At 41.6% G+C, this 20,752-nt stretch carries 18 protein-coding genes; 13 read left to right on the plus strand and 5 right to left on the minus strand.

What is annotated here, in order from left to right; genetic code table 11:
* Positions 1-4: 4 nt before the first annotated feature.
* From NAQ_RS07785 to NAQ_RS07790, 3 genes are read left to right on the plus strand one after another with little or no spacing between them, the layout of a single operon-like run.
* A complete protein-coding gene (locus NAQ_RS07785; protein ID WP_100182987.1) occupies positions 5-637 on the plus strand; it encodes a V-type ATP synthase subunit D in 633 nt (210 codons plus the stop codon).
* 1 nt (position 638) lies between these two features.
* The gene (locus tag NAQ_RS10185) at positions 639-785 is read left to right on the plus strand and encodes a hypothetical protein (RefSeq protein ID WP_162858701.1); all 147 of its coding nucleotides are present in this window, start codon (positions 639-641) and stop codon (positions 783-785) included.
* Positions 786-819: 34 nt separating this feature from the next.
* The gene (locus NAQ_RS07790) at positions 820-1,131 is read left to right on the plus strand and encodes an ATP synthase subunit C (RefSeq protein ID WP_100182988.1); all 312 of its coding nucleotides are present in this window, start codon (positions 820-822) and stop codon (positions 1,129-1,131) included.
* A 19-nt stretch (positions 1,132-1,150) separates the two neighbouring features.
* Here the strand turns inward: NAQ_RS07790 and pyrI are convergent, their stop codons facing one another.
* Complete coding sequence (pyrI, locus tag NAQ_RS07795) at positions 1,151-1,612, minus strand: aspartate carbamoyltransferase regulatory subunit (protein WP_100182989.1); 462 nt, start codon at positions 1,610-1,612, stop codon at positions 1,151-1,153.
* 42 nt (positions 1,613-1,654) lie between these two features.
* Here pyrI and pyrB point away from each other — a divergent pair, with 42 nt between their 5' ends.
* Positions 1,655-2,584 carry an aspartate carbamoyltransferase gene (pyrB, locus tag NAQ_RS07800; protein WP_100183525.1) on the plus strand — a complete coding sequence of 310 codons (930 nt, stop codon included), beginning with the start codon at positions 1,655-1,657 and terminating at the stop codon, positions 2,582-2,584.
* On the opposite strand, the gene NAQ_RS07805 is transcribed toward pyrB, so the two are convergent.
* From NAQ_RS07805 to NAQ_RS07815, 3 genes are all read right to left on the minus strand, one after another.
* Positions 2,585-3,568 (minus strand): matrixin family metalloprotease, encoded by a 984-nt coding sequence (locus NAQ_RS07805; protein ID WP_100182990.1) that lies wholly within the window; start codon positions 3,566-3,568, stop codon positions 2,585-2,587. It lies immediately after the preceding gene.
* A 3-nt stretch (positions 3,569-3,571) separates the two neighbouring features.
* Positions 3,572-4,453 (minus strand): hypothetical protein, encoded by an 882-nt coding sequence (locus NAQ_RS07810; RefSeq protein WP_162858702.1) that lies wholly within the window; start codon positions 4,451-4,453, stop codon positions 3,572-3,574.
* Between the two features lie 123 nt (positions 4,454-4,576).
* Positions 4,577-6,916 (minus strand): hypothetical protein, encoded by a 2,340-nt coding sequence (locus NAQ_RS07815; protein ID WP_100182992.1) that lies wholly within the window; start codon positions 6,914-6,916, stop codon positions 4,577-4,579.
* A gap of 100 nt (positions 6,917-7,016) precedes the next feature.
* Here NAQ_RS07815 and NAQ_RS07820 point away from each other — a divergent pair, with 100 nt between their 5' ends.
* Positions 7,017-13,385 (plus strand): tetratricopeptide repeat protein, encoded by a 6,369-nt coding sequence (locus tag NAQ_RS07820; RefSeq protein ID WP_100182993.1) that lies wholly within the window; start codon positions 7,017-7,019, stop codon positions 13,383-13,385.
* Between the two features lie 24 nt (positions 13,386-13,409).
* Here the strand turns inward: NAQ_RS07820 and NAQ_RS07825 are convergent, their stop codons facing one another.
* Complete coding sequence (locus NAQ_RS07825) at positions 13,410-14,213, minus strand: TrmB family transcriptional regulator (RefSeq protein ID WP_100182994.1); 804 nt, start codon at positions 14,211-14,213, stop codon at positions 13,410-13,412.
* 267 nt (positions 14,214-14,480) lie between these two features.
* Between NAQ_RS07825 and NAQ_RS07830 the strand changes: the two genes are divergently transcribed.
* The 8 genes from NAQ_RS07830 (at position 14,481) to NAQ_RS07865 (ending at position 20,739) form a co-directional block, all read left to right on the plus strand.
* A complete protein-coding gene (locus NAQ_RS07830) occupies positions 14,481-15,206 on the plus strand; it encodes an archaellin/type IV pilin N-terminal domain-containing protein (RefSeq protein ID WP_100182995.1) in 726 nt (241 codons plus the stop codon).
* Positions 15,207-15,310: 104 nt separating this feature from the next.
* On the plus strand, positions 15,311-16,018 hold the full coding sequence (locus tag NAQ_RS07835) for an archaellin/type IV pilin N-terminal domain-containing protein (protein ID WP_100182996.1): 708 nt from the start codon (positions 15,311-15,313) through the stop codon (positions 16,016-16,018).
* Positions 16,019-16,101: 83 nt separating this feature from the next.
* A complete protein-coding gene (locus NAQ_RS07840) occupies positions 16,102-16,788 on the plus strand; it encodes an archaellin/type IV pilin N-terminal domain-containing protein (protein ID WP_100182997.1) in 687 nt (228 codons plus the stop codon).
* Positions 16,789-16,913: 125 nt separating this feature from the next.
* Positions 16,914-17,642, plus strand: a complete 729-nt coding sequence (locus tag NAQ_RS07845; RefSeq protein WP_162858703.1) for a hypothetical protein — start codon at positions 16,914-16,916, stop codon at positions 17,640-17,642.
* Between the two features lie 66 nt (positions 17,643-17,708).
* Positions 17,709-18,431: an archaellin/type IV pilin N-terminal domain-containing protein gene (locus tag NAQ_RS07850; protein ID WP_100182999.1), complete on the plus strand. Its 723-nt coding sequence runs from the start codon at positions 17,709-17,711 to the stop codon at positions 18,429-18,431.
* A 16-nt stretch (positions 18,432-18,447) separates the two neighbouring features.
* Positions 18,448-19,731, plus strand: a complete 1,284-nt coding sequence (locus tag NAQ_RS07855; RefSeq protein ID WP_100183000.1) for a hypothetical protein — start codon at positions 18,448-18,450, stop codon at positions 19,729-19,731.
* A complete protein-coding gene (locus NAQ_RS07860; RefSeq protein WP_100183001.1) occupies positions 19,732-20,208 on the plus strand; it encodes a hypothetical protein in 477 nt (158 codons plus the stop codon).
* A gap of 12 nt (positions 20,209-20,220) precedes the next feature.
* Positions 20,221-20,739, plus strand: a complete 519-nt coding sequence (locus tag NAQ_RS07865) for a hypothetical protein (RefSeq protein WP_100183002.1) — start codon at positions 20,221-20,223, stop codon at positions 20,737-20,739.
* Positions 20,740-20,752 lie beyond the last annotated feature (13 nt).

The raw sequence follows: 20,752 nt of genomic DNA on the forward strand, positions 1-20,752 counted from the left end.
CTAAATGTCGTTTGGCCAAAACGTTGCAGCAACAAAAATTGAGTTGCTCAAGTACAAGCGTTCAAGCCAAGTTGCGACAATGGTGCAAAAAATTCTTGACGACAAAAGAAAGGTCTTGCTAAAAAACATTGAAGAAATGATCACAGAAGCAAACAAGGCTCGCGGCGGAATCTGGGAGCCACTCCAAGACGTCTACAAATCAGTAAACGATGCTTATCTGTCACTGGGCACTGCAACAGTGGACTCGGTAGCACAATCCACTCCGGCAGTAATGGAGGTAGACACCAAGGTAAAGCGAGTAGTGGATGTCACAATCCCAACACTAAATGTTACAGAAAAAGACACAAAATCAATGCCTTATGGATTTGCAGACACCAACTCTTCAATAGACAGGGCGGCAAAGCAGATCAAGGTATTGCTCCCAAAAATCTGCAAGGCGGCCGAATATGAAAATTCCATCTTTGCACTTGCAAAGGCGCTAGAAAAGACGCAAAAACTCCTGAATGCGCTAGAAAACGTCATTATTCCGCAGTATAGGCTGCGAATCAAGTTCATCTTGGCAACACTAGAGGAAAGAGAAAGGGAAGAATTCGCAAGACTAAAAAAAGTCAAGGCAGTAATGGAGAAGAAGAAGTAAAATGGCAAAACAAGACATCAAAAGATTACTTGATCAAGCAAGCAGCGCACTAGAATCCGAAAATGATTCTCAGCTAGATTCCATCCGATCAGATCTAAAACACTTCAAAACAAAAACGTTGGACAAAATTTCAAAATCCACACCATGATTTAAATAAAGGAGTCCTTGGAGCAAATCTGAAAATGAAATCCTTCGCGTTATTGCTTTTGGCAACAGTTGTATCACTTTCAGCAATGACAGGCCTTGCATTTGCAGCAGAAGAGGGAGCACCAGCATCTGGTGATTCCGGATCACTGAAAATTCTTGGCGCAGGTTTAGCATTTGGTCTTGCAGCATTTGGTGCAGGAATCGGATTAGGCTATGTGGGATCTGCAGGTCTTGCCGTAATTAGTGAAAACCCAGCATTACAGTCAAAAGTATTCATCTTCGTAGGTATGGTCGAGTCAATCGCAATCTACGGAATCGTCATGATGTTCATTATCTTGGGACAATAAGCCCCAAAAACTCTTTGTTTTAATTATATTTCAGCTGGTTTACGTCCAAAATCCTTGCGCAATACTTGCATTTTAGGACAAGGCCAGTCTTGTCGATTACTTCCATGACTGATTCAATGTCTTCTTTGCTGTTTGTGATACAGTCTGGATTTGAGCATCGAAATATCTTTTCAATTTTGTTTGGGAGTGTGACTCGGCGCTTTTCTACCAGCTTGTAGTCCTTGATTATGTTAATTGTCGCCTTGGGCGATATCACTGCAAGCTTGTTGGTGTCCGAGTCCTGGAGGTATCTGTTCTCTACTTTGATTATGTCTTTTTTGCTGTATTTTCCGCTTGGGACGTTGAGGGCTACTGTTATGACGTCGCCTTCCTGGCCAGAGATGCCTATTGCCTCTAGCACCTTGAGGCCCTTGCCGCCCTCGATATGATCAATTACTGTGCCGTCCTTTATTCGGCGAACTATGAGATTTGATTCCTGCATCAGAATACTTTGTATACTAACCAGTATATATCATTGAAAGAAATGAACGATTTTTATCATAATGACATCATATCTGTGCGGGATTTTGACAAGGCAAAATTCGAGGCAGTATTTTCAGCAACCAATAAAATCATAAAAATGGATCCGACCCAGCGCCGCGAGGTTGGCCGCGGCAAGACACTTGGATATCTCTTCTTTGAGCCAAGCACCAGAACCCGACTGAGCTTTCAGGCGGCAATGGCGCTAATTGGCGGAACCTCGCTTGGAATAGCAGATGTTTCCCTGTCTTCTACAAAAAAGGGCGAAAGCCTGGCAGACACAATACGGATGATCTCAATTTACTCTGATGTCTTGGCGCTGCGCCACCCCCTTGATGGCTCTAGTAGATTTGCATCTGAAATCTCTGACAAGCCAGTCCTCAATGCGGGAAGTGGGACAGAGGAGCACCCAACCCAGGCAATCCAAGACCTCTACACAATAAAAAAGGAAAAAAACAAAATTGACGGCCTAAAAATCGGCATAGTAGGTGATCTAAAATACGGCAGAACTGTCTATTCTCTTTTGTACGCTCTATCAAACTATGATGTGGATATTAAGCTGATATCGCCAGAATCGCTGAAGATAAGGTCCGACTCTATATATGAAATACAAAAAAAGGTCTCACTCAAGGAATCCACAAATCTGGACGAGTTCATCGACGAGCTTGATGTTGTCTATGTTACTCGAATCCAAAAGGAGCGTTTTCCAGACGAGGAGGAATACCAAAAGGTGCGTGGCAGCTACAAAATCGGGCTCGATGTTGTAAACAAGATGAAGGAAAACGCAATAATTTTGCATCCGCTTCCGCGAGTAGATGAAATCTCTACTGATGTAGACTCGACAGCCCAGGCAAAATACTTCAGGCAGGCAGAATATGGGAAATTTACGCGCGCCGCACTGCTTGGCCTAGTCCTAAATGAGTCTGGATTTTAGTTATTTTTCGCAAACAGTTTGGCTGTCTGATTTTGCATTGTATAGATTTACGATTGCGTCAATGTTGCAGTCTGTGATATATGGGATGGTCATGTCTATTGTTGGCGCCATCAGGTCTTCTGTGGCAGTAGAGTGGCCCAGGCCTAGTGCGTGGCCAAACTCGTGTCGCACTATTGTTTCCAGCTGATCATCAGACAAATTGGAAATGTCGTAAATTGTGATAAATGACTTTAGGATTTCAGTGTCTTCTGTAATTGATTTTGTATAGCCTGTGTACCCGTCAGAGTCCTTTATGTTGGATAATGTTATGATGATGTCTCCTTCGCCGCCATTGCTGCCGACAAACTCAAAATTGGTTGGAATATTGTATTTTGTCTCTTCTTTTGCAGCTTCCTTGAGTGCTCCTGCCCACCCAACATAATACATTGACTTTGTTCCCTTGGGGCCCTTGTGTACTAGGGAATCGTCAAATTCCTCTGTCTTCTCTGATATGATTGCGTTTTTTATCACTTCTAGCTGGTGCTCTGTTACGCGTGGCGACTTGAGAATGTTGATGCTCAGCGTGTTGTCGACTAGTCTCCATGACTTCCAGGTGTCTATTGTGTCGCCTCGAAGGTTTTCTGTAAAGTATTTTGTCCTGAGCACGTTTGGCGTCTCTTTTGATTCAAAGTTGGAAAAAATTGTGTCAGTTACGCCAGACATTAGCAATATCAGAAACATTGCGGGCAAAACGGCAAGCTCTGCAATGAGCAGTATCTTGGATCTTGATTTTTTGATCTCTTTTTGAATTTTGGATATTTCCTGTATTAGGTCGGCTTCCTGATTCTTCAGGGACCTGATGGCAGGCTCGTCGATTTTCTGCATGGACTTGCGCTCTGTTTTGTTTTTTGTCTCTATTTGCTTGATTTGCGATGTGGTGGAATCAAGCTCTTTTTTCATCAAGTCTAGGTGATCTTTTAGACGTGCAAGTGATTTTTCCGACATGTGTTACTCCCTGCACAAGACTTCCAAGACATCGCGCGCAGTAATTATTTTGTCCTGTGTCATAACGCACGGATGCTTTGCATTCAGCATTATCCTGCAGATCTCTGCTAGGCTAAGCTTGTCTGATATGAGCATCGGAGTAATTGTCTTGAGCGTGCTTGCGCTAAGGCTTAGTAGGTTTTCGTTTGGCGTGTTGTTTAACTCCTTTAGCTTTTCCAGTATTATGTCATAGTTTACAAATGTAAATTCGTCTTCCAACAATGCAAACTCAGTCTGGTCCTTTCTGAGCTTTTCAATTATGTCTGATATGGTGTTGTCGCGACTAAATCGCGGAGTGCGCTTTTGTGCAAATGACGAGGCGTCAATGTTTGTCTTACATAGGGCACCAATCTCTAGTACCTGCCTGACTGAGAACTGTGAGAAGCTGGTCTTGTCGTTCTGAACTATGCTAAAGGGGTTTTTGCTTTTTCCCATCCTGTTCAGTATTGCAGAAATGTTAACTGTCCTAGAATCAATGTAAAAGTCCGGGTTCATTATTTTGATAATACTCTCTGAGAAAAACGAGGAGGTGGGATTTTTCTGTAAGCCCTCAATTATCTCAAGTGCGCTGATCGTGCCTATTGGGAATTCATCCTCTATTACCACCAAATTATTTGTGACATCTGCAATCCTTGATAGCATTGATGAGGCGATCCAGACATTATCGTGAGGAGTTATGGTTGATACCGGAATTGACAGCAAAGAATACGGTAGGACTTCCTCAAATGAGCATACGTCTAAAGTGATGTCCTCACCATTTAACAAAGACTGAAACACCAGCGACTTTGGCTTGTTTTTTCCAAGCATTTTTCCAAGATTAATTTTTAGATTAGCTAATTCACTCACGCCCTAATTATTTTCTAATTAGGATTGATTTGGAAATTTGATAATCAAGCTGATGTTCGAATTGAACATACGAATTTTTTGTTTTTTAATAAACAGGAAATTCTGTTTTGTGCAAAATGAAAACTAGTTTCTGATTTTGAGCTGGCCCTTCTTCTTTAACATAAATCCAGCAGCACCAATTGCGACAGGAACTATGATCAAGATTGGATCGATTCCAAATATCTCAATGGAATAGTCTTCCTTGGTTGGCTGTTCTTCTTCTCCAAGTATTGCTACTGGGTAGTTTACTGTTACGGACTTTGATACTGAGGCAGGTGAATACCACTGGCCGCTGGCCGTGGCCACTATGTTTACTGACTGGCCGTTTGGAATTATGGATATTGTAGCATCGCCGGTCGTGCCTGTCTGTGAGTCTGATATCTGTATGATTCCGCCGCTTACTTGCCAGTCTACTTTTAGTCCGACAAGCGGCTTTTCGTTTGCTTTTGCGGAAACTGTCGCAATAAACGTCTCAGAGGAATCAATCGAGTCTGGCGCCGTAATTGTAAGAGTTGGGGTAAGGCTGGTAATTGTTATTTCTTCTGATACCAGGGGCAGCTCCTTTGATAATAACGAGATTTCTGTTGTGCCTGCTGCCTTTGGAGCCACATCGAACAGTGCATAATAGCTTCCAGTAGGTATTGTAATGGATGATGGCATCTCGACTAGTCCCCGGTCTTTGGCAACCAGGCTAATTACAACATCGCTTGTTGCATAGGTGGGCAGCCCTTCAGAATTTACCAGTTGTATTGAAAAGACATCATTGTTTCCAACAAAAATCGACTTGGAATGATCCAAGATCATGTTTGCAGGATCCGATGAAAGATTGTCTATTGTGGTAGTGTCCTCAAAGTCCCCTGACTCTACTGTCAGATCCACGGATCCTTTCTTTAGAGATTTAGAGTCAAATAATACCAATGTGTCTTTTTGAACAATTTTTTTTGTCTGGATTTGCACAAACTCGTTTGGCGATACAAACACCTCGTTGTCTTCTGGGAAGCTGGTAAGCTCTTCTCCGTCCTTTAGGTACATTACAGTTGGAAATGCAGTTCCAGTTAGAACTTCTGGTATTAGTGGCTCCACTACAAATTCCAGCGAATCCTTGTCTGGCCCAAACACCTCGACTGTTGTCATCTCTCCCTCGTTTACTGCTGGTCTTAGCTCAAGGTCTGTTGGAACACTATGGCCTACCTTGCCGTAAACTAGGGCAACCTGGCTGCCTCCCTTCATTATTACATCTTCTACTGTCAGAGATTTACTGTCTGACGAGTCTATTTTGATTGCAAGCTCTTTTTTTGCTACAACTGGGTTCCCGTCTTCGTCTTCTAGGTACAGCACCCCGATCAGCTCTCGCTTACCTGTAGCAAGGACTGGCAGTGTCTGAAACTGGACCAGCTTATCGTCCATTATCTCAAGGTCCTTGGCCTCTATTTCCTGAGTTTCGACTACGAGCGGATCCTCCGTGGTTATTGATATTTCGTACGTGTCTTCTAGTCCCTCAGGAAGCGAATATTGCGTATAGCCCCAGTACGAGCCCTTGGGAATCTGGAAATAGCCAGTTGATTTTTGTTTGTAGTTTGAGCTATAGTTGGTCGCTTCCTCAAAATCCGAGTCTGCAACTCTATAGTATACGGTAATGTCTTTTTGCGCAATTATTGGCTTGCCAGAGGAATCCTGCAGTTGCGCAATTACAAATCCTTGGGTTGCATCATGAATAGACATTGTAGTTGGATATGTGTACATTTTGACTGTAATGTCTTCGTCTTCTTGTACGGTTATGGTGCTAGTTGCGGTCTGGATGTCTTGTGCTGTGAGATAGACACTGGCTTCGCCGGAATTTTTGATTGTAAATTTAGTGTGGGCAAAATACTCACCTTTTTTAATTAGTAAATTTTGTGATGCAATTTCTATTATGTCCCTGTTTGCAGTATTCAGGGATACCACGGTGTCCTCTTTTGCGATTACTGGAAAGCCATCCTCGTCTGCCAGCTCTACTGCAATGTATCCTTCGCTAGGTCCGCTGGTTGTAAAAGTGTCCGGGGTTATCTTGACTAGAAGTGTAGATGCGTGATTTTTGTTGCCATAGATAGTAACTGGGATTTCCTTTGATCCAAATCCCGGCGCTGCCAAATATAACGTGGTGGTTCCTGGTTTTCCTGCCTTGACAGTAACCTCGCTTACAAAGGAGCTGCCATCCTGAATCTTTTCTATGTGTAAAATAGAGGAATCAAGCGATGTAATTGTAAGGTCCGTTATCTTTTTTGGTATTATTTGCTCTCCTTCTGTTACAAAGACCTGCATCTTTGCCTGCGAGCCTTCGACGAGCTTTTGAGGCAGGAACCTTATGTCAAATTCCTCGGCATAGGCTACGCTAGCTGTTATGGTATACACTATGAGTGCAGCTAGGATTATTCCTATTCTCAAGCCTAGTAGAATTGGATTAAAAAAATCATATAAGAGAGTGTTTGGACTTTTTGAACAAATACTACGATAATTACAAAAAATTTCTAAAACTTTTGATGTTATGGGTGCCTCAGACAGTATCGTACAAAATCAGATTGTTCTTGTAAATGGCCTACTCAAACGTCTGCTAGAGAACAACGGGCTAAAAAAAGAATTAGGAGCAAATTTTGAGCTATCCTCTGATGTAAAGTCAAAAATATCCAGCATGGTAAAGGTGCAGGAAAAACTCCAAGAACGGCTAACAAAACAAGAAAAACAATCCTCAGACAAAGATCTTGACATTCTCTTGGGAAATTTTTACTATTATGACAAGCAGTACTCAAAGGCAATCGCATCATATGACAGACTGATACGTGCAGATCCGCATGACGCAAGAGCGCTTGTAAACAAGGGCATAACGCAATCTAGGCTTGGCAACCACAAAGAAGCAATTACGCTGTATGATCGAGTCTTGGAAATTGATCCCGAATATTTTGACGCGTTGCACTGCAAGGGTGACTCGCTTGCCGTACTATCAAAGCATAACGAAGCGTTATCGTGCTATGAGCAGACGCTTGCAATAGATCCAAACTATTTTGATGGATTGTACAAAAAAGGACTTGCACTAGCAAACCTGCAAAACCACGACGAAGCAATATCGTATTTTGATAGGGCATTAGAAATAGAGCCGGCCAACATTGCTCTGCTTGTTAATCGAGGAATCTCTGCATCACAGGCTGGCAACCAAACAGAGGCAATCTCGTTTTATGACAGAGCACTGGAAATAGATCCGAATTATTTTGATGCAATACACAACAAGGGTCTTGCACTAATCAAAACAAAACAATACGAATCTGCATTGTCTTGCCTTGATAAAACACTGGAAGTTGATCCATATCATGCAGAAGTATTATTCGCAAAAGGCGTCTGCCTGGCAAACCTTGGCAGGCACCAATTGGCAATATCTTATTTTGAAAAGTCACTGGAATTCAACCCGCAAGAGCCCTCGACTCTGTATACTCTTGGATGCTCTCTGCTCCAAATTGACAAAAAATCTGAGGCCCTAGAATACTTTGATAGGGCAATAGCTGTTGACTCTGGCTTTGAAGATGCCTTGCTTCAAAAGGCAATCGTACTGTCTTCACTGGATGATTACAATTCATCAATAGATAGCTGCAACAAGATTCTCCAGAAAAATCCGGCAAACGTTGGTGCGCTTTATTGCAAAGCAATCTCACTATCTTATCTGGGAGTACATGATCAGGCAATCTCATCATATGATAAAATCCTTGAAATCATACCGGGACACTTTGATGCGATCTTTAACAAGGCGCAAATTTTGCGCTTGCTTGGAGAACATGAAGAAGCACTGGAATGTTTTGATGTTGCAATAAAGATCAACCCAAAACACCATGACAGCATTTTTGGAAAAGCGTCTTGCCTTTTACAAGTTGGAATTCACTCGGATTCACTAGAATTCTTTGACAAGGCACTTGCACTAAATCCAAAACACATAGACAGCATCGTAGGAAAGGCATCGTGTCTTTTGCATTTGGGCAAATACACGGAAGCACTGTCTTATTTTGACAAAGCCCTTGCCATCCATCCAAACAATGCAAATGTGCTTTTTAGCAAGGGCATTGCGTTATCACATCTATCCAATGACACGCAAGCCTTGGCCTACTTTGAAAAAGCACTAACAATAGATCCCAACAACGACATAATTCTAGCAAACATAGGAAAATCAATGTGCAATCTGGGCAAAGCAACAGAATCGTTGGTGTACTTTGACAAGGCATTAACGCTAAACCCATCAAACATATCTGCCCTGCATTACAAGGGCCTAGCACTACTTGCACTGAGCAGACATTCTGAGGCAATGGAGTACTTTGATCAGATACTGGAATTTGCCCCAAATCACTTTGAGTCTATTTGCCGAAAAGGCGATGCATTACTACATCTGTCAAACCCCACAGAAGCATTGTCCTATTTTGATAGGGCACTTGTCATCAATCCAGGCCACTTTGACTCTATATTCAAAAAGGCAGTAACCCTTGGCAAGCTGAGCCGATACACAGAAGCATTAGCATATTTTGATGCTGCACTCTCTATTAACACGCAACACTCTGAGGTGTACTACCACAAAGGGCAGACACTTGTCAAGCTGGGCCAAAAAGAAGACGCAATATCCTGCATGGACAAAGCACTAGAGCTCAACCCGCAATACTATGACGCACTATACCACAAGGGCTCACTATTATCACAATCAAACCCCACAGAAGCATTGTCCTATTTTGACCGGGCACTTGCAATCAACCCAAACAGCTCAGATGCACTATACCACAAGGGCTCACTATTATCACAATCAAACCCCACAGAAGCATTGTCCTATTTTGACAAAGCCCTTACTATTAATCCAGGCCACTTTGACTCTATATTCAAAAAGGCAGTAACCCTTGGCAAGCTGAGCCGATACACAGAAGCATTAGCATATTTTGATGCTGCACTCTCTATTAACACGCAACACTCTGAGGTGTACTACCACAAAGGGCAGACACTTGTCAAGCTGGGCCAAAAAGAAGACGCAATATCCTGCATGGACAAAGCACTAGAGCTCAACCCGCAATACTATGACGCACTATACCACAAGGGCTCACTATTATCACAATCAAACCCCACAGAAGCATTGTCCTATTTTGACAAAGCCCTTACTATTAATCCAGGCCACTTTGACTCTATATTCAAAAAGGCAACTACTCTGGATAGACTTTCTAAATATGCTGATGCAATATCTTTGTACAACAAGGCACTAACAATAGATCCCAACAACGACATAATTCTAGCAAACATAGGAAAATCAATGTGCAATCTGGGCAAAGCAACAGAATCGTTGGTGTACTTTGACAAGGCATTATCAATTAATCCTAAGAACACAACTACATTACACAACAAGGGAGTAGCGCTTGCAACAATAGGAAAACACAATGATGCACTGGAATGTTTTGATCTAGTATTGCAGATTGCCCCAACCAACTTTGATGCTCTGTGCCGAAAGGCAATGACATTATCGGTATTATCAAGGCACAAAGATGCCTTGGTGTATTTTGACAAGGCACTAAAAATATCACCAAATGATATCCAAGTTCTAGTCAACAAAGCAATTTCACTATATGGGATTGGTAACCATGAAGAAGCCATATCGACTCTAAATTTTGTTTTGGAGGCAGAGCCACAAAACAGCTATGTCTTGTATTACAAGGCACGAGCACTTGCGGCATTAGGAAAAGATCAGCAGGCAATATCGTGTTATGATCTGAGCCTAGAAAGTGATCCAAACAATCTGGATACATTATGCCACAAAGGAAAATCGCTATCGGCACTTGAGAAATATGCAGATGCCATAGTCTGCTTTGATCATGTCTTGGAAGCAGAGCCAAACAACCATGATTCACTTTACGGCAAAGCACTTGCGTTAGACAGGCAAGGTCTTTTTGCTGATGCAATTTTGTTCTATGACAAGGCACTAGAGATTACTCCATCGGACACAGATGCGTTATACCACAAAGGAGCCGCTCTTGCAACAATAGGAAGACACGCAGACGCACTAGGTTGTTTTGATCAGGTGTTACAAATTATGCCGACTAGCTTTGATGCCTTGTATCATAAGGCAATCTCACTGTCTGCTATATCAAGACACAACGATTCCCTGCTTTGCATTGATAGCGTACTTGCCATCCATCCAAACAATGCAGATGCCCTATATCACAAAGGCTTGACCCTGTTAGAACTATCAAACCCAATAGAGGCACTGGCCTATTTTGACAAAGCCCTTGCCATCCATCCAAACAATGCAGATGCCCTATATCACAAAGGCTTGACCCTACTAGAATTATCAAACCCGACAGAGGCATTGTCCTATTTTGACAGGGCACTTGCCATTAATCCAGGCCACTTTGACTCTATATTCAAAAAGGCAGTAACGCTTGGCAAGCTGAGCCGCTATACAGAGGCACTGGCCTATTTTGACAAAGCCCTTGCCATCCATCCAAACAATGCAGACGCGCTATACCACAAGGGATTGCTATTGTCAATGTACAATCACACAGAGGCATTGTCCTATTTTGACAGGGCACTTGCCATTAATCCAGGCCACTTTGACTCTATATTCAAAAAGGCAATAACGCTTGGCAAGCTGAGCCGCTATACAGAGGCACTGGCCTATTTTGACAAAGCCCTTGCCATCCATCCAAACAATGCGGATGTATTGCATTACAAGGGAGTCTCGCTTGGCGCACTAGGAAAACACTCTGAAGCGATTTCATTCTATGACAGATCTTTGCAGCTAAACCCAAAATCTGCAGAAACACTAAATGACAAAGGCTGTTCACTGCAAAAGCTTGGATATTATGAAAACTCGCTTTTGTATTTTGATAGGGCAATAGCCCTTGATCCAAGATGCGTTGGCGCACTGTACAGCAAAGGAGTGTTGCTAGCTGATCTTGGAAACCACGCAAAAGCACTAGAGTACTACAAGGCAGTATTGAAGATAATTCCTGACGATCAAGACGCATGGATTGCAAGTGCAAAATCTCACTCTAATACAGGACAATATGGAATTGCTGTCGAAATCTACGACAAGATATTGGAAAAAAATCCAAGCCACATTGTGTCGTTATTTGAAAAAGGATTAGCATTAAACAAACTATCAAAACATTCTGATGCATTGTCATGCTTTGAGAAGGTACTGTCCTTTGACAAATCCAACATTCCTGCTTTGTTTGAAAAGGCAAAAACGCTTTCTTCATTAAACTTTGATGACAAGGCAGTGGTAATCCTTGATAAAATACTAGAAAAGAATCCACGGCACGTACTTGCACTATACCACAAGGGAGTATCTCATCTAAAGCTTGGCTTGGCTACTAGTGCAAATTCATGCCTTGACAAGGCGCTTGCCATCAACCCAAACAATGCAGACATTTTGTATCACAAGGGCCTGGCCTTACTTGAGATATCCAATCCCGTTGATGCATTATTGTATTTTGACAAAGCCCTTGCCATCAACCCAAACAATGCAGATGTATTGCATCACAAAGGCCTAGCCCTATTTTCATTATCAAAGCCCAATGAGGCGCTTGGCTGTTACAACAAGGCGCTAACATTGTCCCCAAACAATCCTGGTATATTGTACCAAAAGGGGCACCTTTTGATGAAAATTGGGCGTAGCCAGGACGCACTTGGAGTCTTAGATCTGGTCCTCAAGTCCAACAGGAATCACATCGATGCGTTATTTGACAAGGGTCTCATCCTGGAGAGTCTTGAAAATTATGAAGAGGCAACAAGCTGCTTTTCCCAAATTCTGGACAAAAAATTCCACATCAATTCACTGTACCACAAAGGCAAAGCCTTGTTCCATCTTGGCAAATTAGAATCAGCAGTATATCACCTGGATCAAGTGCTAGAAGCAATTCCAAGTCACAAAGAATCGTTATTGTACAAAACAAAGTCGCTTTTCGGCCTTGGACTACTAAAAGATGCGCAAGAAAACTGCCAAAAATTACTAAAACTGGATGAAAACAACATTGAAGTCTTGTATCTTGATACTGAAATTTCAATTAAAACTGCAAAATACGAAAACGCTCTAATGCACATTGAGAAAATTCTGTCACAAAATCCGCAATACAAAGAAACATTGTACTATTTTGGGTTGTGCCTTGCTAAAACGGGCAAAAAGGAACATGCAATAAGCATATTTGATAATTTCCTTGCAATTTATCCTACTCATTTTGATGCATTATTCCACAAAGGCATCGCACTACAACAATTATCAAAATTCGAAGAAGCCATATCGTGTTTTGAGAGGGTAACGCCACAAAGACTGGATGTGTTGCGTTACAAAGCAGAATCGCTTGTCTGTCTAGGAAAATATGAGGACGCACTTGGCTGTCTTGAAAAAACAGAAAGCACAGATAATGATGTATTGCTCCAGAAAGCAACAATTCATTCCATTTTGGGTAGCTATGAAAAATCATCCGAATGTATTGGCAAGGTTTTAGAAAGCGATTCTGGCAATTATTCCGCACTGCATCAAAAAGCAGTTCTTTTACTTTCACTTGGTAAATACAATGATTCTGCAGAGTATTTTTCCAAATTATTGGAGGTAAATCCAAACAATACTGATATCATGACGCAAAAGGCAAAATCATTGCAGCTAGCAGCAAGGCACGCTGAGGCTCTGGATATGTTTGATCAAGTCTTGTCTATTATGCCAACAAACAAAGACGTACTATATCACAAGGCAAAATCACTCGCATTGTTTGGCAAGGTCTCTGACTCTCTGGGCACACTAAGATCTGTAATAGAGCATGACTCTGCCTACAAGAAAATTGCAAAGACAGATCCTGCCTTTATACTACTAGGTGCAAATCCAGACTTTAAAGAATTGACTGGATGATTTTTTAAAAAAATTATTCCAAAATTACATCAATAATTCTATTGATTTTGCCTTCTTCCAAAGATGCGTACAAAGGCTGTACATGTTGTTAATCATCTCCGAAGAATTGGTGTACATTATGGAGTCGTTGTCGTCATTAAGATCCATGGACTCTTTGATAGAGCCAGACATTATCAGCTGATTTCCTTCTTCTACTATCATTCGGGACTTTGATGGAAGCTTGCCGATTCTTGTCTCAGACGCGTTTAATCTGTTGACTAGTGGAAGCAGATTTTCGCTATTTGTCCAAGTCAGGACTCGAACTTCGCCTTTGTTTTGCTTGCACATTTTGATCTTTTCTGGAATGGCAGTATGATACATTCTCAGAATGTCTTCAACTGTAGTGACAATGTAGATTGTCTTTGTGGATTCTTGGATGAGCTTGCCGACTCTTGCATAAATGTTGGCCCGACCCTGAATAATAGAAAATGAAGATATCTCTGTTGTGGCCTCTGGTCGTGTGATTTGTTGTAATTGCTCAACAATGTTGCGTGAGAGCTTTTGCATTGTGACAATTTCATCTTCTCTTCTCTGCATTATGGTAGTTAGCCCTTCTTTTGGATCAACTGCCTTGCAAATTGTTGGATTGGAAAATGTTGTTGTGATCAATCCAAGGTTTCGTAATTTGTTAAGTGAGCGATATGCCTTTCCTCTGTCGATGTCCAGCTTGGCAGACATTGTTCCTACTGTGACGGAGCCCATCTGGAGCAGGCCTAGATACACCATGGCATCAGTTTTTTCCAAACCAAAGTATGACAGTGACGTTGATAATTCTTCATGAATGCTCATTGGAACTCACCTGTAAAATTGAAATGGGAATTTTGATTTTGCTTTCTGACACTATGATTATTTTTTGTGAACATGTACAATCAAAATTATAATAATGATTTTAGTTGTTGTCTGTTTCATTCAAACAAACATCTAGTTGTAATTTTTTTGGGCAAAAATTTGCAAAGTCCGCAACTTCTGATATTTAATAAGAGAATCATACTCATTCAATGTTTGCACATCCTGATCACACTCTAGGATATACCGTAATGCAATAATACAAAACCAATGAACCTTATTAGAAAAGGACACAGACAATCCCACAGAGGAGTCATAGGCGTCGAGTCTGCAATAGTTATGATTGCATTTGTAATCGTGGCTGCAGCCTTAGCTTTTGTCGTTCTCAACATGGGTTTCTCTACAACACAAAAGGCAAAGACCACAATATCTGCAGGTCTAGGTGAAGCGTCAAGCAGCCTAGAAGTCTCAGGCAAAGTCACAGGAGTAGGATGTACATCTAGTGCAAGTGATACCACATGCGCTACAACACCAAAACTGAATGTTACTTCAATTCCAATTAAGGTAGCATCTGGTGGTGATTCCATTAACTTGGCATCTGCTACTGCATCGATCAAATACTTGAGCAACACAGTACAATACGATAACATCTATGCTGGACCAATCTCCAGTGCAGAATACTCTAGTACTACTGCAGCATTCACACAAGCTACAGCTGAAACTGGATCTGCATTTGATGCATTCAACAGTGCACATCCAGTAACTGGTGCAGTGCCGTCATCAACAAAAGCAATCGTATACTGGTCAGTACAAAGCAATACAAATGCTATTCTTGATCAAGGCGAACATGCAGTAGTTGCAGTAGCATACTCATCTGCGGACAGACCATCAGCGCTTGATAAAGTCCGAGTTGAAATAGTAGTGCCAACCGGTGCTCCATTGACTGTTGAACGTCAAGTACCAAACATCACAACCGCTGTTGTAGATCTAGGATAAGTGTGATCTAAAAAATCACTTCTTTTTCTTTTTATAATTCACACAATGTTTGTCTGATCTAAACAACAAAAATATCATTAAATTATTAATATCAAACAAAAAACGTGCAGCTAGTAAGACATCGACGAGGAATATCTGGAATAGAGGCGTCGATTTTGGCAATAACCATAGTAATCGTGGCTGCAGCCTTAGCTTTTGTCGTTCTCAACATGGGTTTCTCTACAACACAAAAGGCAAAGACCACAATATCTGCAGGTCTAGGCGAAGCATCAAGTACTATACAAGTAGATGGAACTATCTTTGGTTCAGGCCATGTCTCAGCAGCAAAGCTCAACTATACTGCAGTCCCAATCAAGATTGCATCTGGAGGAGACTCTGTAAATCTTGATGATGCAACAGCGGCAGTCAAGTATCTGAGCAATTCCATCTCATACGATAACATCTATGCAGGAACACTCACAACAACCACACAAGACAACGATGATGGAACCGCAGATGGCCAGTGGCTATCACTAGAGGAAGCATCAGAATCTGCCAAAGATGAAGGATACATAAGCGATGATCCATTTGAAGCAGACGGAAGCAGCTTCCCAGCAACCACCAAGGCATACGTCTATTGGACTGTCAATGACAACAATAACGAAATCTTGGATCAGGGCGAGCATGCAGTACTAGCTATTGCATATGCAAGCGCAGACAGACCAGCAGCACTAGACAAAGTCAGAGCTGAAATTCTGATCCCAACTGGTGCAGCATTGACCATTGAACGCCAAGTGCCTTTAATAACAAATGAAGTAATAAACATGAACTAGTATTAACGCTGGATTCTTATCAATAATGTTTGATCATCCTGATCACACTCTAGGATATACCGTAATGCAATAATACAAAACCAATGAAACTTGTTCAAAAAGGACACAGACAATCCCATCGAGGAGTCATAGGCGTCGAGTCTGCAATAGTTATGATTGCATTTGTAATCGTGGCTGCAGCCTTAGCTTTTGTCGTTCTCAACATGGGTTTCTCTACAACACAGCGAGCAAAAACAGCAATCGTAGCAAGTCTGGACGAATCTAGCAGTGCAGTAGAAATTGCAGGTAAAGTAACAGGTGCAGGCGACATTTCACCCATAGGCAAACTAAACGTCACGGCAGTGCCACTCAAGATTGCATCTGGAGGATCTTCAGTAAACTTGGGTAACACAACGATGGCGGTGAAATATTTCAGTCAATCTGTTGAATATGACAATATTATGACTGGTGTTTTGTCATCTGGTACATATGAAAACCTGACAACTGCATCAACTGCGGCAGTCAATGCAGGATACATCAATGTGAATCCAATCACTAGCAACACTGCAGCAAGTGCAACAAAAGCATTCATCTACTTTGGCGTAAATAGAAACAACAACAGCATCTTGGATCAAGGTGAGCATGCCATACTGGCTATAGTGCATAAGGGTAGTGAAAGACCAACTGCTCTTGATAACATCAAAGTCGAAGTAATCGTGCCAACTGGTGCACCGCTTACTATTGAGAGACATGTACCAAACATCACAACTGCGGTTGTAGATCTTGGATAGCCTAGTGGTTTCCAAGAATACATTATTTTTCTTATTCAGGTTTTCAAATTGAACAAATTGGGATTTTTAATTCAATAAAAAATTACTACGTAATGCTGAATCGTTTTAATAGCATTATGATTAGTATGACTGCAACAATGCTGCTTTTATTGGCATTTGTAGTAATTAATAATTCACAGGCTTATCTAGCAGTACCTGAAAAATCTTCTGGTATCTATACGGAATCAAAACTACCGGAATTGAGATACTACAAAAATTATGACGAGCTGAGCTCTGATGGCAAAACCGCCGTAGTTTATCCAATCTTTACACAAAGTGCATATGATTGGGGTGGATTCCATGATTATTATTCTGGTTATTGTGATTATTGTACCAACACAAGACTACATAGTGAGTATGAAAAGACATTTTCGGCCAGTGGTAATGGATTTAGAATTTTAGAGTTTTTAGGCTATCAAGTGATTGATGATATTGATATTGATAAAGATCCTACAATATTGGAACAATTTGACAAGGTAATTCTATTACACAGTGAATTTGTAACCAAAACGGAATTTGATGCCATTATTAATCATCCAAAGGTAATCTATCTTTACCCAGGAGCACTTGATTCACAAATAACTGTGGATTATGAAAAAAACACAATCTCACTTGTACGAGGAAAATCCTATCCAACATCTGATGTTAACAGTGGATTTGATTGGAAGAATACAAACCCACAATACGCAAATGATTGGAATTGTCATTCATGGGAATTCTATATGGTAGATAACGGCTATATGTTGAATTGTTATCCAGAAACATTCCTTCCCAATAATGGATATGAAATACTAAGAAAACTCAAGACCCTTTAATCAATTCAATGTTTGATCATCCTGATCACACTCTAGGATATACTCTTACTATATGATACAAAACCAATGAACCTTATTAGAAAAGGACACAGACAATCCCATCGAGGAGTCATAGGCGTCGAGTCTGCAATAGTTATGATTGCATTTGTAATCGTGGCTGCAGCCTTAGCTTTTGTCGTTCTCAACATGGGTTTCTCTACAACACAAAAGGCAAAGACCACAATATCTGCAGGTCTAGGCGAAGCATCAAGCACCCTAGAAGTTGCCGGTAAAGTGATTGGTTCAGGCCATGTCTCAGCAGCAAAGCTCAACTATACTGCAGTCCCAATCAAGATTGCATCTGGAGGAGACTCTGTAAATCTTGATGATGCAACAGCGGCAGTCAAGTATCTGAGCAATTCCATCTCATACGATAACATCTATGCAGGAACACTCACAACAACCACACAAGACAACGATGATGGAACCGCAGATGGCCAGTGGCTATCACTAGAGGAAGCATCAGAATCTGCCAAAGATGAAGGATACATAAGCGATGATCCATTTGAAGCAGACGGAAGCAGCTTCCCAGCAACCACCAAGGCATACGTCTATTGGACTGTCAATGACAACAATAACGAAATCTTGGATCAGGGCGAGCATGCAGTACTAGCTATTGCATATGCAAGCGCAGACAGACCAGCAGCACTAGACAAAGTCAGAGCTGAAATTCTGATCCCAACTGGTGCAGCATTGACCATTGAACGCCAAGTGCCGTCAATTACTACAGAAGTTGTAGATCTCGGATAGATGCAGGAGTGTTCTTATGATCGCTCCAAGCAATCTTTTTTCTTTTTTAACTAAAACACTGAACAGTATTAATTCTGGATTTAGGACATTTCTAGCAGGAAGCATTGCGGGAATATACGCCCTAGTTTTGTATGAGGGATTTCCACAATACCTCTTTGAGCTAAACAATTCACTGTTTTACTTTGTAATACCTGTAAGCGTAATTGTGTCTGTACTGGTAGCAGTGCCCAAATTCCTTTCAGGAGGAGCTACACCAAAACAGGCACCGAAGGCACAAGCAGTACAAGAAGATCCATTGCTAAGCGAATTGCTAGGCGAGCCGGCACAAGCAGTACAAACTGATGCTACAACAACACAAGAACCTGTTGCTGATACTGGCAAAATAGGTGGTGCAAACGCAGAACTAGACGCGTTACTGGCTGGCGCAACTACTGCTCCCACCAGTGATACAGTAACTACTGAAATCAAAACTGAACCTGCAGCAATGTCGGGATTTGATGAAAACAGAATCCGTGAATTAATTGATCAAAAATTTGAGCCAGTAGAAAAAGACCTTACCACCTTCAAAAAGGACTTGAACAAAATCAAAGAAGACATGAAGGTAACAAAGGAAAGCGTCGATACCCTGACAGAATCATTTGAGGGAACGCTAACAGACATGAAGGCGTTCCAGGCAGAAATTTCCAATCCGCTAAACTTTATGAGAAAATACTTTGAGGCACTAGATCTGACCAATCTGTCTGATCCGTCACTACCGCTAAAGCAAGGAATTCTCCAGGGAACAGCTCCCCAACCACCGCAACAAGTGATACCACCACAAATGGCACAGCCACCAATACAACAAATTCCGGTAATGATCCCCGCAGGCGGAATCCCACAATCTGTTCCGCAGCCAACGCCTAGCCCCACTGCCATAGTTAGAGGAAGTGAAATGGACAACCTAGTCAAGGGAACAGATCTGGACAATCCGATGAATTCAATGATGAAGCCGTTATTCTCAGGAAATCTCTCTGTGGCAAACATGATGGCAATAGTAGAACTGGTTGGAGAAATGTTTGCAGAAAAAGGCGAAGACTGTATTGATTTACTAGTAGAGCAATGCAAGCTCATGGGATTAAAGTCAGAAGACGAGCACACCATCTACAATATCATTGACATGCTCAAAAATTCCAACATGTCAACAGAGGATGCAATATCGCAATTATACAAATTTGCAAAGATTGTCGGCCTCAACGATAAGGAATCAGATGCATATTACGCACGACTGAACGCAAAATCCAAGCGGGAAAGGAGCAACTAGATGGCATCAAGTGTAATGACAGAGGCAATTCTAATTATCGCGTCAATTGTAGTGGCAACAAGCATTGCAGGCGTGGTGATGTCGCAGGTTGGAACATTCGAGTCCACGTTTACTGCAACATCAGAGGCGCAAAAAAACGAAATGCTCACAAAACTCAAAGTAATCCACGTGATGAGAAACACTACTGCATCGCCACCAACACTAGAAATCTGGACAAAAAATATTGGAATTGACCCAATCACCGCGCCAACATCAATAGACGTGTACTTTGGAGAATCTGGGGCTGCACAAAGAATCACATACAGCGCTTCTGGTGGTGAAGACACGTGGAAATTCCAATCTATACCTACAATAATTCAAAAAATGGATACATTTCAGATCAAAATTACAGACACCCAACTTGCAGCTGGCAAGACCTATGTGATTAGGGTCAGCGCACCAAACGGCGTCTATTCTGATTATGTTCTTTCAACCTAATGGAGATGACACATGGGCCTAAGCGTAGCAATTGCAGGAGGCATAGTCATGTTTTCCCTAGTGTACATACTACTGATGTTGCCTGGAGTGGTAGATCAAACCACATCAGTGACAAAAGCCTCATCTGCCGTTTCTGATGTAGAAAATTCCATACTAAAGACAAACATCGCAATGAGCACATTTTCTGCCACGTCTGGCTCCACTACAATGGACTTTACCATAACTAATTCTGGCACTGAAAAGCTTTGGAACTATGAAAAATTCAATCTGATTGTAACATATCCAATTGCCGGAAACACAAACAAGACCCAATCCTTTACATACCAAAGTGGTGCATGTGTAACTCCTGCAGCTGGTAAATGGTGCATTGTATCTATTACTGGTGATAACTTTGATCCAAACATATTGAACACAAACGAGGCACTAAACGGCAGACTTACTACCAGTACAACTCCTGATACTGGAACTGCGTATGCCACGATTTCCACTGATGTGGGAGTAACTGCAAGCCGAACAGACAGTACTACCTAGTTTCGTTCGAAAA

The sequence above is a fragment of the Candidatus Nitrosotenuis aquarius genome, assembly GCF_002787055.1.
Lineage (GTDB): Archaea > Thermoproteota > Nitrososphaeria > Nitrososphaerales > Nitrosopumilaceae > Nitrosotenuis > Nitrosotenuis aquarius.